The 23,827-nt window shown below is 53.2% G+C and carries 19 protein-coding genes; 9 read left to right on the top strand and 10 right to left on the bottom strand.

Translation table 11 applies throughout. The annotated features are described in order from the left end of the window. Positions 1-40 precede the first annotated feature (40 nt). From ACR0DL_RS11600 to ACR0DL_RS11570, 7 genes are all read left to right on the top strand, one after another. Positions 41-259 carry a hypothetical protein gene (locus ACR0DL_RS11600; RefSeq protein ID WP_170350274.1) on the top strand — a complete coding sequence of 73 codons (219 nt, stop codon included), beginning with the start codon at positions 41-43 and terminating at the stop codon, positions 257-259. 25 nt (positions 260-284) lie between these two features. Further along, on the top strand, positions 285-1,751 hold the full coding sequence (gene gntH / locus ACR0DL_RS11595; protein ID WP_425082620.1) for a guanitoxin biosynthesis MBL fold metallo-hydrolase GntH: 1,467 nt from the start codon (positions 285-287) through the stop codon (positions 1,749-1,751). A gap of 14 nt (positions 1,752-1,765) precedes the next feature. Continuing rightward, positions 1,766-2,746 carry a CobW family GTP-binding protein gene (locus ACR0DL_RS11590; RefSeq protein WP_425082621.1) on the top strand — a complete coding sequence of 327 codons (981 nt, stop codon included), beginning with the start codon at positions 1,766-1,768 and terminating at the stop codon, positions 2,744-2,746. 165 nt (positions 2,747-2,911) lie between these two features. Then, positions 2,912-3,484 carry a hypothetical protein gene (locus ACR0DL_RS11585; protein ID WP_480689283.1) on the top strand — a complete coding sequence of 191 codons (573 nt, stop codon included), beginning with the start codon at positions 2,912-2,914 and terminating at the stop codon, positions 3,482-3,484. Between the two features lie 1,141 nt (positions 3,485-4,625). After that, positions 4,626-6,560, top strand: coding sequence for a PrkA family serine protein kinase (locus tag ACR0DL_RS11580; protein WP_480689281.1), 1,935 nt, complete (start codon positions 4,626-4,628; stop codon positions 6,558-6,560). Between the two features lie 15 nt (positions 6,561-6,575). Beyond that, positions 6,576-7,898: a YeaH/YhbH family protein gene (locus ACR0DL_RS11575; RefSeq protein WP_170350197.1), complete on the top strand. Its 1,323-nt coding sequence runs from the start codon at positions 6,576-6,578 to the stop codon at positions 7,896-7,898. Beyond that, positions 7,891-9,375, top strand: coding sequence for a SpoVR family protein (locus tag ACR0DL_RS11570; RefSeq protein WP_480689279.1), 1,485 nt, complete (start codon positions 7,891-7,893; stop codon positions 9,373-9,375). Before ACR0DL_RS11575 ends, ACR0DL_RS11570 begins: the two co-directional genes overlap by 8 nt. A gap of 856 nt (positions 9,376-10,231) precedes the next feature. Here the strand turns inward: ACR0DL_RS11570 and ACR0DL_RS11565 are convergent. Beyond that, entirely contained in the window at positions 10,232-11,125 is an 894-nt protein-coding gene (locus ACR0DL_RS11565; protein WP_480689277.1) for a dimethylarginine dimethylaminohydrolase family protein, read from the bottom strand. Between the two features lie 116 nt (positions 11,126-11,241). Between ACR0DL_RS11565 and ACR0DL_RS11560 the strand changes: the two genes are divergently transcribed. Beyond that, on the top strand, positions 11,242-12,204 hold the full coding sequence (locus ACR0DL_RS11560) for a LysR family transcriptional regulator (RefSeq protein WP_480689275.1): 963 nt from the start codon (positions 11,242-11,244) through the stop codon (positions 12,202-12,204). Between the two features lie 164 nt (positions 12,205-12,368). Here ACR0DL_RS11560 and ACR0DL_RS11555 read toward each other — a convergent pair whose 3' ends face one another. The 5 genes from ACR0DL_RS11555 to ACR0DL_RS11535 all read right to left on the bottom strand — a co-directional run bounded on the left by ACR0DL_RS11555 (position 12,369) and on the right by ACR0DL_RS11535 (position 18,685). Next, complete coding sequence (locus ACR0DL_RS11555) at positions 12,369-13,769, bottom strand: TRAP transporter large permease (RefSeq protein ID WP_170350193.1); 1,401 nt, start codon at positions 13,767-13,769, stop codon at positions 12,369-12,371. An 11-nt stretch (positions 13,770-13,780) separates the two neighbouring features. Further along, positions 13,781-14,413, bottom strand: a complete 633-nt coding sequence (locus tag ACR0DL_RS11550; RefSeq protein WP_170395831.1) for a TRAP transporter small permease subunit — start codon at positions 14,411-14,413, stop codon at positions 13,781-13,783. A gap of 68 nt (positions 14,414-14,481) precedes the next feature. Further along, positions 14,482-15,492 carry a TRAP transporter substrate-binding protein DctP gene (gene dctP / locus ACR0DL_RS11545; RefSeq protein WP_170350191.1) on the bottom strand — a complete coding sequence of 337 codons (1,011 nt, stop codon included), beginning with the start codon at positions 15,490-15,492 and terminating at the stop codon, positions 14,482-14,484. A 125-nt stretch (positions 15,493-15,617) separates the two neighbouring features. After that, complete coding sequence (locus ACR0DL_RS11540; protein ID WP_480689273.1) at positions 15,618-16,958, bottom strand: sigma-54-dependent transcriptional regulator; 1,341 nt, start codon at positions 16,956-16,958, stop codon at positions 15,618-15,620. Beyond that, on the bottom strand, positions 16,955-18,685 hold the full coding sequence (locus ACR0DL_RS11535) for a sensor histidine kinase (RefSeq protein WP_480689271.1): 1,731 nt from the start codon (positions 18,683-18,685) through the stop codon (positions 16,955-16,957). The genes ACR0DL_RS11540 and ACR0DL_RS11535 overlap by 4 nt, the downstream gene beginning before the upstream one ends. Before the next feature lie 128 nt (positions 18,686-18,813). Between ACR0DL_RS11535 and ACR0DL_RS11530 the strand changes: the two genes are divergently transcribed. Next, positions 18,814-19,014: a hypothetical protein gene (locus ACR0DL_RS11530; RefSeq protein ID WP_170350188.1), complete on the top strand. Its 201-nt coding sequence runs from the start codon at positions 18,814-18,816 to the stop codon at positions 19,012-19,014. 29 nt (positions 19,015-19,043) lie between these two features. Here ACR0DL_RS11530 and ACR0DL_RS11525 read toward each other — a convergent pair whose 3' ends face one another. The 4 genes from ACR0DL_RS11525 to ACR0DL_RS11510 form a co-directional block, all read right to left on the bottom strand. Beyond that, complete coding sequence (locus tag ACR0DL_RS11525) at positions 19,044-20,561, bottom strand: AMP-binding protein (protein WP_480689269.1); 1,518 nt, start codon at positions 20,559-20,561, stop codon at positions 19,044-19,046. A 426-nt stretch (positions 20,562-20,987) separates the two neighbouring features. Continuing rightward, on the bottom strand, positions 20,988-21,383 hold the full coding sequence (locus ACR0DL_RS11520) for a hypothetical protein (RefSeq protein ID WP_480689267.1): 396 nt from the start codon (positions 21,381-21,383) through the stop codon (positions 20,988-20,990). A gap of 941 nt (positions 21,384-22,324) precedes the next feature. Next, on the bottom strand, positions 22,325-22,894 hold the full coding sequence (locus ACR0DL_RS11515) for a chloramphenicol phosphotransferase CPT family protein (RefSeq protein ID WP_480689265.1): 570 nt from the start codon (positions 22,892-22,894) through the stop codon (positions 22,325-22,327). 35 nt (positions 22,895-22,929) lie between these two features. Further along, entirely contained in the window at positions 22,930-23,691 is a 762-nt protein-coding gene (locus ACR0DL_RS11510; protein WP_480689263.1) for a TetR/AcrR family transcriptional regulator, read from the bottom strand. Positions 23,692-23,827: the final 136 nt, after the last annotated feature.

Here is a 23,827-nt window from a genome sequence, read left to right as displayed (position 1 = left end):
CTTGATTTGAGAATGGATAGTGGGCGTAGGGATTTTTCCAGTGACGGTGGACCTGATTGAAGAAATTCCAGAACTTTCCGATGTGCTGTCGAGGCGCATGGAAACGGATGCGCTACTCGGCGAGGTCATCGAAGACCTGAAGAAAGCATCTGCGTTTTCGAAAGACGCATCGATCACGGCCTCAGAACGCGCCGAATGGGCCCACATCAAATCTGAACTCATCAATGAGCTTCGCCGCATGTTGAAGCGCAATATGTGAGACACTTCTAACTGAGGACCAATCCATGACCAAGGAAGACAATAGAAAAGACCAAAACGACAAACAGGTTCAGGCGTCAGATCAAATTGAAGACCCGTCGCGACGGAGTGTTCTTAAGGGCTTGGCCACAGGAGCGGCTGCGACAGGGGCGGCTGGGTTAGCGGCAGGGAGTGCTGAGGCTCACCAAGGAGACGGCCCCTTGGGAGAAACACTCAAGAACCCATACGGTGGTCGGCCCGCAGGCGGCATCTCGTTGCCGGAGTACTTCCGTCCGACGAAGTACATGACTGGTTCAAATGCGAACTATTTTCCACTTAGTGAGGAGTTGGGGCCAGATGAGATGCGCATCTCATTCTGTGGCTCAACACCATATCCGCCGCGTGAAGATCAGGCGGGGACTTGCATCATGGTGGAGTTGGGGAATGGAAAACGGTTCTTCTTTGACTTTGGATCCGGTTGTGTCCGCAACATAATTGCCATGCAAGTGCCGGGGCAACTGATCAACGATATCTTCATCTCTCATTTGCATGTCGACCACTACGCCGACATTCCTTATATCTATCCGTTCCGGGCCTGGTCTGGAGGGTATACACCATTGCGCATCCATGGTCCTTCTGGTCGGACGCCCGAACTTGGCACAGCCGGAATGGTTAAAGGTATGCAACAGATGCTCAAATGGCATCTTGAAGCTTTCGACGTGTTCCCAATTGGTGACGGCTATGAGATCGAGGTCAACGAGTTCGATTTCCGCCAAGAAGGTGGCATCGTTTATGACCAAGACGGTGTGACTGTTCGGTCCTGGCCGCGCAGTCATGCCAAGGACGGCGCAGTTGGTTATCGGCTCGATTGGAACGGTCTGAGCTTTGTATGGACCGGCGATGGACGCCCGGATGAGCTTTCACGGAAATACGGCGAAGGTGTTGATGTCTTTGTAACCGAAATGTCAGGACAGGATATTGGTCAGTTGATGACCTACAAATACGGTATCCCACAGGATCTCTTCAATTACACTATCGATACGCATCACACCTCCCACTATGCCGTGGGTAAGCTCTTTGCGGACACAAGGCCGCGTTTGGGAATGGTGACACACTATACCCAGGACGAAGACATCGACGCTGAAATGCTGGCTGGTATTCGCGCCCACTACGACGGTCTGTTCCAATGGGGTCTCGATGTAGCCGTTGTGAACGTGACCAAGGATGCAATCTGGTACAGGAAAGCTGCACTGCCCGGAAAATCCGGTACTGTGCCACCATTTCGTGAACTGGCTGCGGCAGCCGAGGCCGGGCGTATTGAGCTTCCGGATGAAATCACATTACCGAATCCGAGGCTCACCCGAGCAGATCAGCAAGACCAGAAGTACCGTGATATGGAGATCGATCCACGCGAATACTACCCAACTGACGTTTTCCGAGCACCCGGCGGGGACTGGCCGCAGGACTTTACCATCAAAGTTTCGGATGTAATCGGCTCGCGTGATGAAGACTGAGAGGAGATCGAACAATGATTGAATTTGGTTCGACTTCTGCGATCCCTGTGACGATCCTTACCGGCTTTCTAGGAGCCGGTAAGACTACACTTTTGAACCGGATCCTAACAGGCAATCACGGGTTGCGGGTTGCGGTTCTTGTAAATGACTTTGGATCCATAAACGTCGATGCAGACTTGGTGGTCGGCCTCGAAGATGACGTAATGAGTCTGGCAAACGGCTGCGTTTGCTGCTCGATCCGTGATGATCTGATCGAAACGGTAGAGGTCGTTCTCGCCCGGCCTGAGAAACCAGAATACATCGTCCTTGAAGCAAGCGGCGTGTCGGACCCATCGTCAATAGCGATGACGTTTACGGATCAGCGGTTCCGGGACATGATCCGCTTAGATAGTCTCATGTGTCTTGTCGATGCGGAACAGTTATTTGCCGCACCGGAACAAATGGAGTTGAAGCTCCGACAAATTGCATTTTCGGACATGGTAATTCTGAACAAGGTTGATCTTGTCGACAGGGGCACAGTTCAGAAAATACACGATTGGCTGGGGTCTCGCTTCCGTCGGTATCGTCTGGTCGAAGCCGTCAACGCGAACGTCCCACTGGACATACTTCTTTCTGTCGGTCGCTTTGCCGCAGAACAACTCGAAACAGAAATACCCGATCATCATGAACATGGCCCCGACTGCGGTTGCCGCCACGCTGATCATTCAGACAGCTTTTCAACAACTATGATGAAAGCTGAACACCCCATAAGCCTATCCTCTCTCCGCAGCGCTATTCGGAAGCTTCCCGGTGATGTCTATCGTCTCAAGGGTTTTGTCTTCAGTGAGGAGGATCCAGATCATCGCATTCTCGTTCAGGTCGTTGGAAAACGTATGGACATCGCACGTGATGGCGCTTGGGGTGACCGCAAACCCGAAACAAGGCTTGTCGCAATAGGCGCACCGGGGGCCCTCTCCGAGGATGTGCTTTCGGATACGCTTATGGAGACAGCCTGAAAGCCATGTTCGATCAAGTATTTTGGCTTTAAGTCAACCGTGCTGGATAATTTCATCCAGTTCGGCGGCGGCGGACTGTGAGTGGGCAATTGACGTCATTGCCAACCTGGCGGTCTCAAGTGCAAGCCACCCATGAGAAAACGGCTAGCTAAGAGGAGACCGCCTATGAACCTTAGGTTGCTACGCTGCTCCATACTTGCCGGGATTGGTGCCCTTTCTGGTACTGCGTGGGCAGAGTCCCAGGAAGAAGAACTAGCAAAGCAACTTGCTAACCCCGTGGCCGCTCTCATTAGTGTACCATTCCAGCTGAACTATGATCAGAATTTGGGTGCCGACAGAAATGGTTCGCATTGGATATTAAACGTACAACCGGTTGTTCCCTTTGATCTTACGGATGATTGGAACCTCATATCCCGAACAATTCTTCCAATTGCCTCCATAGATGGTGGCCTGCCGGATTCTGGATCCGAGACTGGGCTAGGAGATACTGTTCAAAGCTTATTCCTTTCGCCCAAAAAACCAAGTGCGGGCGGTTGGATCTGGGGGGCTGCCCCCGTTTTTCTGCTGCCAAAGTCGACAGATAACAGCTTAGGTCTCGGAGAGTGGGGTGCTAGAGTTACCGGCGTGGCACTCAAACAGCAGGGTCAGTGGACATATGGTGGCCTGACAAATCACATCTGGGACATTGATGATGATACCGACATCAACCAGACGTTCTTACAGCCATTTATTTCCTAGACAAATTCGAACGCGTGGACGTTCACATTAAACACTGAGTCCACCTACAGCTGGGAAACCGATCAATGGTCCGTGCCAATCAACGGTGTTGTCACCAAAGTTACCCAACTCGGGGATCAACTTATCAGCGTAGGCGGGGGAGTACGCTACTGGGCCGACGGCCCAGATAGTGGACCTGACGGTTGGGGCGTAAGACTTGTAGCTACCTTGCTATTTCCCAAATAGTTGAGCCTTTCCTGAGAGAATACCGCTGACCGGATGCAGGAATTGCGCTGATGAAAGCGAACGGCGGTTTGCTCCGCATCTCGGAGGATGTAGAGCTCGTAATGAAGGTCCGGTTTGGGCTGACTGCGGCCCTATAGTTGAAGGATACTAATGACGGCTAAGTCCGCATAGCGGTCGTTTGCCGCAACTTGCGTGAATGTCTACTTTGCGAACAAAGCTGCCATTGATTGTCCAACGCAATCGGCACTCGAATTACCTCGGTCGGTGAGTACTCCGCATTAAACTTGTTCACTTTCCAACCGGCGTCAGTTCTATTGACACCATACTTATTGGTCACCCAGCGATATGGTAGTGTTCTTGCGCAGACAACACGTTGGATCGCGAATTGACCGTGTTTAGGTTTTCCCCTTCGAAGTATCCCCACCTACAATGCACTGCCACCAGCAAACGTAGTGGCAAGCGCTGTCAACGATGTCGTCGCCCTGGGTGGGCCGTATACCGGATGCATGGGGCTGGAGGCCGATGCACAGAGGCACGTCAAAAACCAGAACCTAGTGTCGGATCGAATAACCTGAGAAATCGGATGGTGAAGATGGGACGCCGCCTCGCGCGCACCGCCGTTAGGGACGTCCCGCGAGAGGTCGAACTTGAGTTCGCTCGAAACTAAGCCGCAAATGTTCCGCAGCCCGATCACGAGAGGTTTCTACTCGCACTAACGGCGGCGCGACCAAGCCGGCAAAAAGGGTCGCGTAGTGGCAGATATTGCAGGCGTCAAACAATACTAATTTCAACGGAGCAACGAACGGGAAACAAATTGTGATTAGAAATTAGATAATTACGGACCAGTTTTGTGGTAGACTAGGATGAACTTAGCGCGCTGGGACGAAGGAGTACGAAACCTAGAGGAACTTTTAAAATGGAGATTTTCGAGCAGTTTGCAGAAGAGTATGGGCGGACAAAGCTCATCGAAATGACATTGCAGGACTATTTGCTGGAATGTCGTGAAGACCCAACTATGCGGGCTACCGCAGCCGAGCGGATGATCGCCGCGATAGGCGAGCCCGAGCTTATTGATACCAGTCAGGATGCTCGGCTCAGTCGCATATTTCTTAATCGAACAATCAAGCGATACAAGCCCTTCCTGGACATATATGGCGTCGAAGAAACCATCGAGCGCATCGTTGGCTTTTTCCGCCATGCCAGCCAGGGTCTCGAGGAACGCAAGCAAATCCTCTATCTGTTGGGCCCAGTCGGTGGGGGCAAGTCAACGCTTGCCGAGATCCTTAAGAACCTGATGGAGCGGCAGCCTATTTATGTACTGAAGGCGGATGACCAGATCAGCCCAATCTTTGAGTCGCCGCTTGGCCTTTTCGACCGTGCGCGGATGGGGGATATGCTGGAGAACAAGTACAATATCCCTAAACGGTTGTTGAACGGATTGATTTCGCCCTGGGCTGTCAAACGCCTGCAGGAATTTGACGGCGATATTTCCAGATTTTCGGTTGTCAAACTCTACCCGTCGAAACTGCGCCAGATTTGCGTTGCGAAGACTGAACCGGGCGATGAAAACAACCAGGACATCTCTTCGCTTGTCGGAAAACTCGATATTCGCAAGCTGGAGGAATTCAGCCAGAACGACCCAGACGCATATTCCTATTCCGGTGCTCTGAACCGCACCACGCAGGGGTTGATGGAATTCGTTGAGATGTTCAAGGCGCCGATCAAGGTCTTGCATCCGTTGCTGACCGCCACGCAAGAGGGGTCATATGCTGGTACGGAGAATATCGGTGCTTTCCCCTTCCAGGGTGTGATAGTTGCGCATTCGAATGAAGCGGAATGGCAGCAGTTCAAAAACAACAAGAACAACGAGGCCTTTCTGGATCGGATCAGTTTGGTCAAGGTTCCCTATTGCCTACGTGCCTCGGATGAATCCCAGATTTACGAGAAGTTGCTTGAGGAAAGCAGCCTAGGTGAATCTCCCTGCGCACCCGAGACGCTGTCTATCCTGAGCCAGTTCAGTGTTTTGACTCGGCTAAAAGAGCATGAAAATTCGCCAACATTTTCTAAGCTCCGCGTCTATGATGGTGAAACACTGAAGGATACCGATCCCAAAGCGCGGTCAGTGCAGGAATATCGGGATGCGGCCGGGGTGGACGAGGGGATGACGGGCACATCGACCCGCTTTGCCTTCAAAGTGCTGTCCGAGACCTTCAATCACGACACCGAGGAAGTGGGCGCCGACCCGGTTCATCTGCTTTATGTTCTTGAACAGGCGGTAAAACGCGAGCAATTCCCCGACGAGATTGAAAGCCGGTATCTATCTTTCATGAAAGACGATCTGTCGCCGCGATACGCGGAATTTATCGGCAACGAGATCCAAAAAGCCTATCTGGAATCCTATTCTGACTTTGGTCAGAACCTTTTTGACAGATACATCTCTTTTGCAGATGCATGGATCGAAGATCAGGACTTCAAGGATCCGGATACCGGCCAGATTCTCAATCGCGGCGTTCTGGAACAGGAGCTTGAAAAGATCGAAAAACCGGCCGGAATTTCCAATCCCAAGGATTTCCGAAACGAAGTGGTCAAATTCGTGCTGCGCGCGCGGGCCAACAACCGCGGTCGTAACCCTGACTGGCGCAAATATGAAAAGTTGAGAAGGGTTATCGAAAAGCGCATGTTCGGCCAAATTCAGGATCTGTTACCGGTCATCAGCTTTGGCGCTAAGCGGGACAAGGAAACCGAAGCCAAGCATAACGAGTTTATTGATCGCATGATCGGCCGCGGCTACACGCGCCGTCAGGTCAGGCGCCTGGTTGAATGGTACATGCGGGTCAACAAGGCAGGATGAGGAGTCTATGCTCAAATGGCCCATTTCATCGATCGAAGGCTAAACCCCAAGGATAAGAACCTTGGGAACCGCAGGCGGTTTCTGCGTCGGGTTCGATCTGCCGTCAAAGAGGCGGTTGACGAAAGTGTCCGGCGTCGGAAAATCGCTGATGTCGACCAGCAGGAAAATATCTCGGTATCGTCAGAAGGGATCGGGGAGCCGCATTTTCAACATGACAGCAAAGGTGGTTCCAGACACCGGGTTCTAACCGGAAACAAGACGTTCAAGGCAGGTGACCGGCTTAAGAAACCCCCGTCGGGTCAGGATGGGCAAGGTGGACGTGAGGGGGCACCCGATGGAGAGGGCGAAGACGAGTTTATGTTCGTCCTGTCGCGGGACGAGTTTCTTTCCATGTTCTTTGAGGATCTCGAACTGCCCGACATGGTAAAACGCAGTCTGAAAGAGGTTGCCGTCTCCAAACCGCACCGCATGGGATATACTGCCGCTGGGACGCCCGCCAACCTCAGTGTTTCGCGAACAATGCGCAATGCGTTCGGGCGACGTCTCGCAATGCGGCGCCCGACAAACACAGAGATACAGGCTCTTACGCAACAGGTTGAAGAACTGGAGGCGTTGGAAAAACCAGATGCGGCACGAAAGGCGGAAAGGCAGTTGTTGCGCGAGCAGCTCGACAAGATGCTACGGCGACGCAAGATCATTCCCTACATTGATCCGCTGGACGTACGTTACAAGTATTTCGAGATGCGCCCCGAACCGGCAGCTAATGCGGTGATGTTCTGCCTGATGGACGTTTCGGCCTCGATGGGAGAGCGGGAGAAGAGCCTTGCTAAGCAGTTCTTCGTCCTCCTGCATCTTTTTCTCAAGCAACGCTACGACAAGATCGAACTAGTATTTATCCGCCACACGCAGATTGCCGCGGAAGTCGATGAAGATACCTTCTTTCACTCCCGCCAAACCGGTGGGACGGTCGTGAGCAGCGCGCTTAACGAGATGAAAAAGATTATCGAAGCCCGCTATCCGTCCGCACTGTGGAATATCTATGCCGCGCAGGCATCGGATGGTGAAAATTTCAGCGGAGATTCGCAACTGTGCGCCGACCTGCTGAACAGTGAACTGATGAAGTGGTGCCAATATTTCGCCTATACGGAGATCGTCGACGAGACCGAAGCCAATCTGATGAACAGCGAAGACAATGGTATGGAGCTGTGGCGCTCGTACCGACAGGTCGCAGAGGCTTGGCCAAACTTCGCCATGAAACGGATCGCGCGCGCCAGTGACATCTACCCGGTTCTGCACGAGCTGTTTGCACGCAAGACGAACGGAGTTTCCAATGGCTGATCCTGCCGAAGCTAAGGCGCCGCTGTTTGACGGAGCGGAATGGGATTTCGAGACCATCCAGCGCAGCTTTGACGCGATCGAATCTGTGGCGATTGATGATCTCGAACTTGACGTCTATCCCAACCAGATAGAAATCATCTCGTATCAGCAAATGCTGGACGCCTACTCGTCGACCGGGATGCCGCTCATGTATCGGCACTGGTCCTTCGGGAAGCGTTTCGTTCACGAAGAAAAAGCCTACAGCAAGGGCGCAAACGGTCTTGCCTATGAGATCGTCATAAATTCCGATCCCTGTATTTCGTACTGCCTCGAAGACAACACTATGGCGCTTCAGGTCCTTGTGATTGCCCACGCGGCCTTTGGACACAATCATTTCTTCAAGAACAATCACCTGTTTCGTCAGTGGAGTGATGCACAGGGTATTCTCGACTACCTCGACTACGCGCGCGGCTTTATTGCCCAATGCGAAGAACATCACGGGGAACGCGAGGTTGAGCAATTGCTGGACGCCGCCCACGCGCTCATGCCGTCCAGCGTTTTCCGGCATAGGCGCCCGCCCCACTCATCGCTCGCGGATGAGAGAACCAGACAGCGTGAGCGGCGTATCGAGGAGGAACGGGCGGTACACTATTTGTGGGACGCCTTCGATCATCCCACACAGTCATCGAAAACCGATGAAGAGGCGCGGAAACGCAAGCGTGAAATGGGGTTGCCAGAAGAAAACCTGCTTTATTTCGTTGAACGCCACAGCCCGGTTCTGGAGTCTTGGCAACGTGAAGTTTTGCGTATCGTTCGCAACATAGCACAGTATTTCTATCCGCAACGCCAAACCAAAGTGATGAATGAGGGGTGCGCCTGCTTCGTTCACTATTACATCACCAACGAGCTGCACCGCGCCGGTCTGCTGACGGATGGCGCCATGCTGGAAATATTGCACAGTCATACCAATGTGCTGACGCAGCCTGGCTTTGACGCTCCGAACGCGATGGGGATCAACCCTTATGCGCTGGGTTTCGCGATGATGCAGGATATCCAGCGCATCTGCACCGACCCGACCGAGGAGGACCGGGAATGGTTTCCGGACATAGCGGGAAGCGGCGCGTGGCGCGATATACTAAAGGATGCCTGGGCCAACTATCGGGACGAGAGCTTCGTGCAACAGTTCCTCAGCCCCAATGTCATGCGCCGATTCCGCATGTTTTCACTGACCGATGACGAGGGGAAACCTTTCTACACAGTCGACGCAATTCATGACGAACGCGGTTATCACCAAGTGCGCGACACCTTGGCGCGCGGTTTCGACGTTTCGGAACACGATCCCGATATTCAGATCGTTGACGTAGACTTGATGGGCGATCGTCACCTCAGGTTAAATCACTCCGTGCGCAATGGTGTGCCGTTGAACAAAAAGGCATCTGAGGCGACTTTAAGTTATCTGCAGCAAATCTGGGGTTTTGATGTGGCGTTTGAAAACTAGGTTCGGGACTCATTGATATCCGCTTTGCGACGTGATTCATCGTTCGAAGAATGAGCGGTGACCTTTCTGATCTTCTCTGGCTGAGCCATGCGCAGATGGTGCGTCTGCAGTCCTGTTTCCCAAAGCCCCACGGCAATCTTAGGACGACAGCGGACAGCGACAGTACCAGAGCATTTTGATCAAGATAATGTCGCGCGGATATCGACACCCTATGGAAAGATTGCGCCGAGTTATTGTTATCTTCACGTTTGGGACAGCGATGCCTCAGTTGTACCGAAGGTTGATGCAACAAAACCGCATCAAGAAACCCAACGATCTGGGGCGATCCACAGGTCACTTCAACCTAATAACTGAACGGGGCCAGTTCTTTAGCAACCCGAAGCCCATCCACATCCGAACGGTTTAGCGCCAATTCCAGATCAAAGCTCGCTGCGCAAACGCCTGAACTAAGCATGGCAGGCGCAAACAGTGATCCATCTTCCTTACCCCAGTTGGCAACATCTATCAGAGCGTCCGTTTAGGTATGGTGATCTTAAATAAGTGCACAATCTCCAAGCCTGTAAAAACACCATAGTTGCTCATTAGAATGCCTCCATGCTGTTGCGTGTCTAGATGCCCGCCAAGGGCAATGGGCGGCAGATCTGGATTTAGGCCTAGCCCGCGGGCAAGTATATTGGCTGACCGGTCATACTGACATAGCACCCACCCTCATCACATATGACGGAATGTCTTGCGCGCCAGTCGGTGTTCGTCGGTTTGGGCCACACGTATGCAATCTCCACCAGGCTGTGCCCCGATTTTTGTCATGCCCATCGGACATTGCCGCGGACGATCAACTTTAATGCCCAGATATTGGTCATGCGGCTTCGCGATGCAGGGCCTGACACAGGCAGTGAACGCCACCGCCGCCCAAGGTGAACATCGACATATCAGGATCATAGACCTGGAACCCAAGGGCCCGCATTTTTGCGTTTAGGTCGGTAGCACCAGCCATAGACAGTACCTTGCTATCCCCTAGCGCCACCAGATTAACCCCGAGGTTTTTGGCTTCGCGGAACTCGACATCAACGATTTCAATGCCCCATCCTTTGATAACATCCACCAACCAGGGCTCCATCGCGTCAATGCAGGCCACGGCAAGTTTCTCGGCCAACGGAACGATTAACCCGTCCATGTGGACAAACTCGCGACTGATCGGGGCAACGACTGCCTCCCAACCCTCGGCGCGTACAAATTCGGCTACTTGTTCCGATCCCTCTTGCTCAGACCGCTCACCACAATAGCCAATTAGAACACGGCCAGGTTCGATGATGTTGAAATCACCGCCTTCAAAGTGTCCTGCGGTCGCAAATTTCCAAATCGGAATATTGTTGTCCTGATAAAATTTTATCGCGGTGGCATAATCCGCACGCCGACACTTCAACTGCATATGGCAAATCAAAGCGCCCCAGGGGGTCATCGCCGAGCTGTCACGGGCGAAGAAATTGCGGTGAAGGACCGGATCACTGTCCAGATAGTGACAGTTCACGCCGTTTTCTTCGTAAATCGACACCATTTCAGCATGTTGTGACATCGCCTGTTGTAGATCAAAGGTCGCGCCGGTTTTGTGCGCATTGGCCAACGTCCGACCGATCAATGGGCCTGCTTTAACCCATTTGAAGTATTCAGGACGACCAAGCAGAACATCCGTAAGTTTTGCGTAGTCATTGTTGATTCCCCATTTGGGCGCATTTTCCGCGTTCAACGCCATGGTGCCAATTCCTCTGGTCTCATTCCTTGTATTGCAAAGCTTGGCACGGCAATTACAATTATAAAATTACAAAGTAAGAGATAATATTTGCATAAATATACAAGTAAAGGTCATGTATGCTGCCTCCTTCCTTATCGAAAGCCGACATTCATCTGCTGCACGTGTTTTCTGTCGTCGTTGAAGCACGCAGTTTCTCGGCAGCACAAGTTGTTTTGAACGTGTCCGCGTCGACGATTTCGCGCCAGATATCCGATCTCGAAACGCGCTTGGGTCTGAGACTGTGCCAGCGAGGACGCAAGGGGTTTCGCCTAACCGACAAAGGAGAAATCGTTTATGCAGCCTCTCGCAAGCTCTTTGCAGCATTGGATCTGTTTGGTGAAACCGTAGACGGGACGCGCGGGAAACTGGTCGGTCGGTTGACTATCGGAGCAATCGACAATTGGGTTTTCAATGACAACGCGCCTATCGTACCAGCTTTGTCAGAGTTTGCTCGTATTGCGCCAGATGTGGCCATCGAATTGCATTCAATTGCGCCTGGCGATATCGAGATAGGGGTTCAGGACGGACATATCGCTTTAGGCATCGGAGTGTTCCATAATAAAAAACCGGGGTTGATATATGAGCCGCTGAAAACGGAACGGATTGGCCTGTATTGTGGACAATCCCATCCATTGTTCAAAGCCGAAACGAAGGCCACCGTTGATGAAATTCTTTCTCAGGCAAACTTTTGCAATCGTGCCTATTTGAATGAACAAAAAGTTGCACCGGTTTCACGCGGCTTACGCTCTACAGCCAAAGCGCATCAGATCGAAGGCGTTGCCATGTTGGTGCTGACTGGTCGTTTCATCGGCTATCTTCCCGAAGGCTTGGCTGATATCTGGGTACGTCAGGGACGAATGCGCTCAGTCGGAAATGGTCGGTTCGATCAGAAGTCGCATATCACGCTCGTCCGCAAACGTGGTGACGAACCAAATCTGGTGGTTAAGACCTTCACAGAGCTACTTGTACGCGCATGTAAATCTGATCTGTCTTCAGATTCCTCTCTGTGGGCAAGGTCTGCTACTCTCCCTAATGGCTGATTGTCTTGCGCTCGCAGCGAATGACCGCTTTCCGCCCGAACTCTCACGTGTACCGAACGGCCCGAACCGGCCATTGAACAAGTCTCATGTATTCTGCAGTGCAGCTGATCGATGCAGACCTTAGCTGCACCGGCATACCGCACTCCAAAATCATTCCATGTCATTCAAACCTGACCAGGAAGCCATAGGACGATAGCAGGGAAGGCAACGAGCATCGCGATGGTTGCAGCATCCGCCAGAAAGAAAGGCGTTACACCTTTAAAAACATCCTGAACGCTTAGGTCATCACGAACGCCGGCCACGACAAAGCAATTCAGCCCAATAGGTGGGGTGATCAGGCAAAACTCAGCCATTTTGACAACCAGAATGCCAAACCAGATGGCGCACATAGGCCCAGACATACCGAAGGTACTTTCGACTGCGCTTACGGTTTCGCCACCGTTCAACGCCATGACGGCGGGGTAAACTACCGGCAACGTCAGCAGCAGCATACCTATCGCGTCCATGAACATACCCAGTACAGCGTAAGCCAGAAGAATACAGATCAGGATCAGCATCGGAGACATCTCAAGCGAGGTAATCCAGTCGGAGAACGCACTTGGCAGTTCGGCGAACCCAAGAAAACGAACGTAGACCAAAACGCCCCAGATGATCGTGAAAATCATGACGCTCAGCTTGGCAGTTTCCAAAAGCGCGTCTTTGAGCTCGGACCAGCGCATGCCTTGATACAGCGCCATCAGGAACACCACAAATGCTCCAATTGCGCCGCCTTCGGTTGGCGTACCCCAAGCATCGCCGCCGAACGGGTTGTAGACAAAGAAGATGATGGTGACGACGACAATCACGATGGGCAATGCGGGCGGCAACGAGAGGAAACGTTCTTTCCATGTAAATCCGGTGACTGCGGGACCAAATCCTTTGATAACGACGGCCATGCCAATGATCAGCAAGCCATAAATTACCGCCGAGAACATGCCCGGGATGAACCCGGCCAACAGCAGTTTACCCACGTCCTGCTCGACAATAATCGCGTAGATGACCAGAATGGCCGAAGGCGGGATGAGCGAAGCGAGTGTACCGCCTGCAGCGACGACACCTGCAGCAAAACGCTTGTCGTATCCGATCTTCAGCATCTCGGGGATGGCGATACGGGCGAACACAGCGGAAGTCGCGACCGAGGCTCCGGATACCGCAGCAAACCCAGCGGTTGCGAAAACGGTCGAAACCGCCAGCCCACCGGGGACCCAAGCCAGCCAACGCTTTGCGGCTTCGAACAGTGCTTTGGTCAGGCCCGCGTAATAGGCGAGGTAACCAATCAGGATGAAAGTCGGGATAAGGCTCAACGCTTGGCTTGAAATCTTGGAGTGCGGCACCTGCCCCGCTGTTTTGACGGCCACAGTCACAGCCTTGCCGAACCGCGCCGGGTCATAACCAAACTTGGCCCAGAAGATCCAGATTAGACCAACCATGCCAGCTGTCGCGGCGGCGAAGGCCACGCGCATCCCCAGCACCACAAGAACAAGCATACCGCCCGAGACGATCAGACCAATATCAATGGGTTCCATCAGATTTAACCTCAGTTATCGTGGCCCGAGACGTGCTCGGCTTCCATTGCAGCTTGAGTGGCTGCGTCAGCTATCAGCGGGACGGCAATAGGTGCTTGATCGGGGTGCCGGATCGCGCGCCCGTAGGCCCAGAGCTGCAAAGAAAGCCTTAGGCAAAGCACGCTAAAGGCAACGGGGGCCAACAGCTTTGCGGGCCACAGCGGGATACCTATGTCGATGGAGCTGTCGCGGCTCCAGAGTGGAGCACCAAAGTCAAAGCTGCGTGCGAAATGCGCCCAGCTCCCCCAGATCAGCAAGACGATCAGCGCCAGAATGACAGCGGTTGTGACGAACTCAACGATATAGAGCGTCCGGCCTCTAAGCGCTCCAACAACCATGTCCATTCGGATATGACCGCCATCACGCTGCGCATAGGAAATCCCCATGAAGGCGATTAACGGCATGGCCTGCTCGATCCAGTCCACGTAACCGGGAAGTGGCGCATTGGCGAAATTCCGACCACCAACGGAGACTACGGCCATGACCATCAGCGAGAAAACCGCAAGACCGCTGATCAGGGCCAGAAAGCTTTCCAGTTTGTAGAGATGTTGATCGAGAATGCTGAGACGGCTGTCGTTGGACAGCACCAGGGATGACCCGGCCATCGTTTTGCTCCGCTGTCAGGGAAAAAGGCACCCGACGCCAGCCTGACCGACGCCGGGTTGTGAGTGGATTAGCTGCCGTTTGCGATCTTCCCAGTCACAAGATCATAGAGTTCTTGTGCTGGTAGGCCACGCTCGGTGTTTTCTGCAATCCAGGCCTCGGCCGCGGGGGCGGCAGCGGCTTCTTTGAACGCTGCGATTTCTTCATCGCTGAAAGTGACCCGTTCGATGCCGCGTTGATCCAGTTCAGGGCCCCACGCTTCCATCGTTTTGGTCTGGTAGTGGCTCACGTAGTGATCCAGTGCCTCATCCACCGACCCCAGCAGAACTTCGCGGTGTTCGTCAGACAGATCTTCCAGTGCCAGCGTGTTCACCACGACAGGGCAGTTGACGGTGCCGGGATTGAGGTTCGTCGTCCACCACGTGCCATTCTCAATGGTGCCGAAGGACATATGCGCGTGTGGCGCAAAGCTGACCGCTTTGACGATGCCGCTGTCCATTGCCTGACGCACTTCGGATGCAGACATCGAGGTCGGAACTGCTCCAACCGTCTCCATCGCCTTGCCGATGCCACCTGTCGCCCGAACGCTCAGACCTTCAAAATCGGTTAGGGATTTGGGTGCTTCACCGACACCAACAAGGTTGTACTGCGGCAGCGGAGACGGCATCAGCAGAGTCGCGTCCCAGCGGGCCAGATCTTCGACAACGGCCGGATGTTGATAAACGGCCATCGACAGGTCGACTTCCTGTTCAAGGGATGTCACGCCCAAAAACGGCAGTTCCAAGACAGTGATCGAAGGGTTCTTATCGCGGTGGTAGCCAGCGCAGAACTGCGCCATTTCAAACGCACCAATCGAAATCCCATCGAGGTTTTCTTTGTTCTTCGACAGGCCACCATAGCTGATGTTGAGCGTGAACTCACCGCCCGTCTTTTCGTTCACCAACTCCGCAAGTTTCTCGACGTGTTCGGTAAAGGCGCGACGCTTGCCCCACAGGGAAACGTTCCATTCGACAGCCAGTGCTTCGGATGCAACGGTCAGCGACAAAGCTGCAATGGCCGCCCGGTTAAGATGTTTGCGCATAGTGGCTCCTCCCAGATCACGCAATGTGTTTGGGCAGAGTATTCAGGATGTGCAGCAGCCTGCCTATGAAGGAAAATGCGCGAGGAATTTCTGTTTCCCTGCGGATATCCGCAGAGTGGTTTCGCTTACAACAGCGCCTCTTTATCGAGACCGAGTTTGACGATCTTTTCGTTGAGCGTCCGTCGGCCGATTCCAAGCGCTTCGGCGGCGGCATCCATGCGGCCTTTATGCGCCTTGATGGCTTTGCCGATGAGCTCGCGTTCAAAAGCAGCAACCGCTTCGCGTAGGGTATCCGGCACTTCGTCGAAGTGCTGATCGCTTTGGATGGCCTGCGCCACCGACCCTCCTCCGCGTCGGACCGCCAAAATGCGCCGTTCGCAGACATGGCGCAATTCACGCACATTGCCGGGCCAGCTATGTGAAAGCAGAGCGGCCAAATCGTCCTGATCGAGTTCTGGCGCGTCTATCTCATAAACCTTTGCGTATTCGTTCAAGAAATGCGTTGCCAACAGAACCAGATCATCCCGTCTTTGACGTAGCGGAGGTAGAGACAGGACGACAGTATTCAATCGAAACAAAAGGTCCTGACGCAAGCGGCCTTCGTCTGCTGCCAGTACAACGTCTTCGTTGGTTGCTGACACGACTCTGAAGCTTACCGGCACCGGTGACACAGCCCCCACCGGCAGCACCTGCTGATCTTCAATGACCCTTAGTAGCTTGGCCTGCGCCGCTGGTGGGCACGAGCAGATTTCGTCCAGAAACAAGGTCCCTCCCGACGCCGCCGCAAGCCTTCCGTCGGATTCACCCGCGATGCCGAACATTTCCGCTTCAAACGTATCGGCCGACAATGCAGCGCAATTCAGCGCCAGAAACGGTGCCTCCGGCGAGCGGCCCAAATCATGTAAAGCATGAGCAACCAGCTCTTTCCCGGTGCCCGTATCTCCCTGCAACAAAACCGCAACCGATGTATCAGCAAGATCAAGTACTTCTTGTCGCAAGTCTGTAATGGCGTCTGTTTGGCCCAGCAGGATGCGGTCAAGGCCTGACAGTTTGAACAGCCGGTCTTTGAGGCGAGCATTGCTTCTTCGCATTCTGTTTTGTTCAGCTGCGTGCCTCAGGACCGTAAGCAATCGCCGTGGTTCATATGGCTTTTCGATGAACCCGTACGCCCCGTCCTGTATGGCCTGAACCGCCATCGGGATGTCACCATGTGCCGAAATCAATACCACCGGAGGCGCCACCTGTCTGTCCAGACTGGCCAGCAATTCAAGCCCCGACATACCCGGCATACGCACATCGGAAAGAATGACATCGGGCGACGCGCTGGCCAGATACTCCATCACGTGGGTCGCGCGCGACAGAGCGCTAACAGTCCAGCCGGCGGCTTCGAGCAACTCGACAAGAGACTGTCTCATTGATTTGTCATCATCGACGACCAGAACTTTAAAGGGTTGCCGCTGGGTCATTCGTTCGTTTCTTTAGTAATTGAGGCCGTCGGGAAGGTGACACGAAAAACTGTTCCGCCGCCATCACGATTTCGGGCCGTCATCTTGCCATCGTGATCTTTGACAATGCTGGTGGAAATGGCCAGTCCCAAGCCCATGCCTCTCCCGCTCTCTCTTGTGGTTACAAATGGCTCTTGCAACTCAGCCAGCGTTGCCTCACCCAACCCGTGACCGTTGTCCTGAATTTCCAACACCGCTTCATTATCAGTAGCTATGACAGCGATATGGATTTCAGGTGCATCCACTTCGTCCATCGCGTCAATCGCATTGCGCAAAAGATTAGTGATGACTTGTTCGATCCGCAGTGCACTGCCCCGGATAAAAACCGGACCGGTCGGCGCATCAACTGTGATTTTCACCTTGCCCTGGTCGATGTTTGGCGCAACCAGAGCCAACGCGGCATTGACCGAGGTGCATAAGTCTACGTCGTCGAACGCCTCGCTCTCTGAGCGCGCGAAGAACCGCAATTGGCGCGTGATCCCTTCCATCCTGTCGACCAGACTTCCAATTTTTTGTGGTAGCTTAGACCCACTGGAAGATGAGATCTCTTCTGCCACCAGGTGATTGCGCATCGCAGCGATCGGCTGGCCCAGTTCATGCGTGACCGACGCGGATAGTTGCCCCAGAGCCGCCAGTCGGCTTGCGCGCTCCAATTCCCCTTGGGTGCGTTTGAGGCTCCGCTCGGCTGTCTTGCGGTCGTCGATTTCGATAGCGAGCCTTTCATTTGCCACCCGCAGCTTTGCTTCTTCCTCTTCTGACCGCACTAAGGCCGCGCCTACGCGCCTTGCGCGTTGTATCTGGAAAAAGATAAATGCGAGCCCCGCCAAAAGGACAAAAACTGCAGTTACAAGCCAACTGCGCGCAACGGCTTGATCGTCACTTGCAAAATAGTGAAGCGACCAGCCATGGGGTAAATCCGTAGCTGCAAGGTGCAGGCGCTTCGTTCCAGCAATTCTGGCCTGATCTCCCGGCAACTCAATCCAGTCCAACGCATCTAAGTCTTGCCCCGGAAACTGCCTGGCATCTCGAATCCGTTCTTGCTGAGGTTCTGACAATGGCGCCAACGCGCGATATTGCCAGCTCGAGTTCGAAGAAAGCAAAACGACGCCGTCTTCATTGGCCAAAAGAACCTGTTCGCCCGAGTTTTTCCAACTATCCTGAAGATTGGAGAAATCGATCTTAATCGCTATGACGCCAGTTGAAGCACCCTGGTCGTCAAGCACTGCGTTGGCGATGAAGTAGCCTGGCAGACCAGTCGTTGCCCCGATGGCATAAAAGCGGCCCTGTTCACCAGAAATGGCAGTTTGGAAATACGGACGGAAAGCGTAGTTCTGGCCAACAAAGCTCCCAGTGTCGCGGTAGTTCGATGCGGAAATCGTGATCCCGTCTTCGTCCATCAAGTAGATCGCATCCAGCCCCGCCTGCTCCGCAAAATCCTCGAGGCGTCGGTTCAAAGTTCCGGTGCCGTCTCCTTCAGCTGTTCCAATTACAAAGGAATCCTGTGACAGCACATATGTGAGGTGGGAAAATCGTTCGAGTTCGCTGTTTACCGAGCTTTGGTAAAGAGAGAGCCGGCCCCGAGCTTTCGAAAGCTCCTCCGAAACGAAGTACTGGTAAGAAACCAAATAAAGGCCAATGCTGGCGGCAATGGCTATCAAAATACCTACAATATACGAAGCTGATCGCATCGAATGCCCATGAACTGCGACGGCATAGGATCACAGTAGGTATTAGCCGTCCATCCCAAGCGTACTAAACTAACATTTGGATGTTTAGGCCAAACAAGAATGACCGAGTATTTAGAGAACGCGAAGCAATGAACGAACATGCCGAAACAACTATTTGCATTCCGCAAGCAGATTCGGCCCAGAGCCGACATCCAACCCTTTGTTTCGATGCTGCGGTCGCAGCCCGCATTGCAGACTTTCGCCGCGAACGCAAAATCCTGTTCAAACCGAACTTACACAACGCGGGAAAAACCGTCGTTCTCTGCCTGGTAGAATTGGCATGCAGTTGAACGAAGGAGCTTGCCTTCGAGAAGCTTGATTACGCACCGCTGACATTCGCTTGGCGAAGCAGAAATCTCTGAATTTTACCGCTGGGTGTCTTCGGCAGTTCTTTGACGAATTCGATAAGCCGAGGATAGGCGTGAGCAGAAAGGCGCTGTTTGACATAGTCCTTCAACTCCGCGGCCAACGCATCATTACCTTCTGTGCCATCCGCCAGTACGACTACCGCTTTCACTATTTCGGTCCGTTCCTTGTCAGGAACGCCTACGACCGCCGTTTCCGTTACAGAGGGATGTTCGATCAGAGCGCTTTCAACGTCAAACGGTCCGATGCGATAACCCGAAGAGGTGATAACGTCGTCGTTCCGACCAACGAACGTTATACATCCGTGTTCATCCCGCTCCACTGTGTCCCCAGTAAGATAGTATCCGTTCTCGATCGATTTGGTGCCCATGTTTAGGTAGCCGCTAAAGAACAAGAGAGGTGAATCCTCAATGTTGACGGCCAATTGACCTGGCTCATTGAAGTCGGCGATGCTGCCGTCCTCAGCCAGAACCTCAACCCTGTATCCTGGCATCACATAGCCAGCCGATCCCGGGCGTACTGGATGTTCGAGCCCGTGATGATTATTCACCAGCATACCCGTTTCCGTCTGCCCATAATGATCCTTAATCGGCGCATTCAGTTCGGTCTCGAACCAACGGATGACTTCGGGGTTCAGTGGCTCGCCTGCGCTGCTGATGCAACGGATCTGATCGCGCAACTGTGACGCGCGCTCGGTTCCCGCGGCGATGATTAGTCGAAACGCAGTTGGCGCGCCTGCAAAGTTAGTCACGCCCAATTTCGAAATCACGTCATATGTACTGTCCACTGTGAAAGGCCCTTCGACCAGAGTGGTTGCATGTCCCAATAGAAGCGGGCCGATCAATGCATAGTAGAGTCCATAGGCCCAGCCTGGATCGGCTATATTCCAGAAAACATCCTCATGTTGCAGGCCGATCCCTTCGACCATGTAGGATCGAAAGGCAGCCAGAGCCTTTAGGGGCACGGGCACTCCTTTGGCGGGACCTGTAGTTCCAGATGTCGCCATCATGAACATCAGATCATCGCCGTTCCGCAAAACAGGGACGAACTCAGGCGAATGCGCGGCCATCGCCTGGCGGAAATCAATGTCTCCCGCAATAACCCCTTGTCTCATTTCCACAATCGTCGCAACAGGCGGACAACTTTCCACTCCGTCGAGCTTGATGCGGTTCGCGGCGTCAGTCACAACCAACTTCGCGCCACTCATGGTCAAACGGTCCTGAATGGCCTTGGGCCCAAAGGCTGTAAACAAAGGCTGATAGGCCGCGCCAGCCAGGAGGGTGCCGAGAACAACTGTCACAAGATCCGGGGTGCGAGGTAACAGACCCGCCACGATGTCACCGGGTTGGATGCCTTGTTCTTCCAGCAAGTTGGCGAAACGCGCAGCTTCTTCGCGCAACTCTGCAAAACTGCGCGTCTCATGGTGCCCATCCAATGCAACCCAGTTCAAAGCACGGGGATTGCCCTGCAAATGGGCGTCACAACATTCTACGCATGCATTTATCCCGTCGCTGAAGTTGCCGAAAAAGGAAGACTTTGCCAGCTCCAGGTCAAATTTCTCCACCGTTTTGGAGTATTCTGGGGAAGTCTCAGTGTCAGAACTCGATTCCATCAAAACGTATTCCTCCAAGTGCAGCCCTTAATTACCCTGCACTTAAACAAGTCGAGTTTCCACGTTGGAAATTACGCGAACATCAGCGCAACGTGAGTGGTCCATTTGTCCCGAACCAAAGCTCGGTTTGTGTTACATAGCAACCATCGGGGGTTGCGCAGCATCTGCATAGTTTCGGCTTTAGTTTGCGACGCCAACGGCCCATTTCAGACATTCGAGTAAAGCATAATTTGAGATGACCGCTTCCGCCGAGTTGACCTCCGAGTATTGCGAAATATCGGACGGCTACGGCCCTTCGCAGATCAGCGGGAAGGCACCGACTTCTGGTATCGTGAGTGTGCCCACGGTGACGAAATCGTCACCTTCGACGGCTGTTATCAATCGAACCGAGGCAACGATCCGGCTATATTCAGGATCGGCGAAGTCGATGACAGTGTGCATATCGACATCGGCCCCCTGCGCCACGATGATTGGTATCGCACCATCAACTTCTGTTAAGCTCCAGTGTTTGCTGTCTGCGTGAATGGTCGCACTCACGACTGCGAGTCCAGGGACAGTTCCCAATCCGACAGCAACAACTGCGCCTGATCCATCAAGGGCTTCGCAATACAACTCAACAGTTGCGAATGCCGAGGTTGCCGAGAAGAAAGCAAACAGCGCCAGCGCAGAAGTCCTGATCATGAAGATTTCCCTTCGTTCGCAATCCGACCTAAAATACATTTTGGGTTCACTGTTCTCAACAAGCGTGTCTCAACACGGGTCAAAGACAAGGAAACACCGGCATCCACAGACCACTACGTTGCCCCAAATCATTGGCATCGAACGGCTAGAAGTTGATTGAATCCGTTAAGAGTTTGAGCATTGTAGCGGACATTCGACTTCAGCACAGCGACCGAAGCAATAATACCCCAGGCTGCGACGTGGCACGACCCAAAAGAGACGTTGGCCAAGGGCTGTGGTGTTGCAGTGCAGCTTCCCGAAAGCAGACATTTCCAGTTCACATCAAACCAACTTCACCTCGGATGGACCAGCTTATCTGCGTTTGCTGCGGCCCACTCGTGCATCGCGCGAAGCAACCCGTCACGCATGAAATACTTGTCGGAGAAGCTCTAGAGCGCGGCAGCCTATGCCACGGCTGGTGCAGATGGAATCTTTGTTCCGGGACTGACGATTGTTTTGGTGAGTGCTGAATTCCCTTTACAAACCGACCGCCGGTCTAGATATACAGACCAACGGTCTGTATTGATGGATTCGGAAAACCACTAAAGCCTGACCGCCCTCTCACCTCGTGAGTACTTAAAACAAAAACGCCGGTCGCTCCACGACACCCATTTCGTGGACGCATTAGCTGTGCCCGAAATTGAAAGCTCGAAACATGCATCATAATACAATTCGTGCCCCGCGCAGTATTTTGGAGTTCTGCGCCCGTCAGTTGCGTCGAATTTGGCAACACTCAGGAGATGTTCGAAAAAGAAATGGCTCAGTAGGAAATCCCAACACTACAACACCATTGTCCGACCACATGCGCCGAGACGTTGGGTTGATTGAGCGAGGGCCGGATGATCGTTCGCATTGGTGGTCATATTGACGTGGTCAGCGATGGGATTGTGTATCTTCGCAACCTACAGGTTCAAATTTTCCTTTATCAACTCTGCGCATGCAATTGGCGAGGCATCTTCTGTATTCACCGATAAGTCATATTTCATCCCATCATGAACACGCTCGAATTGCCATCTGGAAAGCCCGAGCGTCCGGTCGCCTCGCTTTCGTTCCCGTGCCTCCAGCACGTCCAGCGAAGCAAACAAACCAACCATGAAAAAATCATACGGCTCCAGTAAGCTTTGATATTCAGCTACCGCGCTCGCAGACCCGGCTTCCGTGTTTCCAAACAACACCTCGTCAACAATCAAATTATTCCCGACGCGCGCCATTGCAGCAACTGAACGGCGCATTCCGGAAAGTGCGCGACTGGCTGTTGGCCCGACCCGCGCGAAGGTCACTGCTTTCCCGCCCACCACACGCTTTTCAAAACTCAATCCATCTGGATCACCAGCAAGCCGCTCTGGCAACATTGCCAGGAAGGCATCCATTTCGATGTGAAGGAACGGTAGTGTCGTAATGTTCTGAAGCGCTTTTGCGATAGAACTTTTACCAACGCTCCCTACTCCGTTTAGGAGAATTACTGTCGCCATAGGTCTCGTGACTGAATGATCGCTGCCAAGGTCCGTTATTTGGCTGTGGAAGGGGGTGAAGGCACAGTTTCCATCGTAACATCCACCGCTTCCGGCCATCCAAAATCTGTTGTCCCATCCGGCAGACCCAGAATTCGGTCGAGTGTTAGAAATTGCATATCGATCGCCGCCTGTAAATTGCGTGCGGCTTCATCTGCTATGTCAGTTCCCCTGGCGTCGATGGCGCGCAGCAATGCAAAATCAAAGAAGTTCATAAGGAAGAGTATAAGCTCTGCCGCCGTATCGACATCGGCGACAGTGAACGTTCCTTCGTCACAGCCCTTCTGGATGATTTTGGTCAGGACCGGCATGGCACCAGTTCTGACCCTGCGCTTGAATTGTTCGAGCAGGAACAGGTTTTTGTCCTGGTTCATGATCTTGAACATCTCGACCTGGCCTGGGTAGTCATGCTCGCGCAGGTAGTTTGCCCTTAGATGGGTGAAGTTATGCAACAGATCGAGTGCCGAAGATTTCTCGTCAGAGGCAACAACAGACATTTGCGCGAACACGCCTTCTGCCATGCCATCCAATACCCCGAACAAAAGCTCATCCTTGGATTTGAAGTGGTGATAAAAGCCACCTTTCGAAACACCGGCCAGATTCAGTACATCCTGAATGGTCGTATCTTCGAAACCTTTCGAAAAGAACAACATTTGCGCACACCCCAGTAACTGCGCGCGCCGCGCCTCTGGCTGCATATTCTTCCGCTTCGTAGGTTTCATACATTTTCCCCTTGCAAACCGACCGACGGTCTGCAATTACAGACCCGCGGTCGGTTTATATCCCGACTCATCTGGCAGGACAACGAAATTCACCTGCCGCCCCGAATTAAATGATGCGCTGATGCAGCCCAAGACCGCAAGCTACAACGCTTCGCGCGCCCAGTTGAGTTGT

This window comes from Ruegeria sp. BB5, from assembly GCF_056539405.1.
This window is presented reverse-complemented; position numbering and strand designations above follow the sequence as displayed.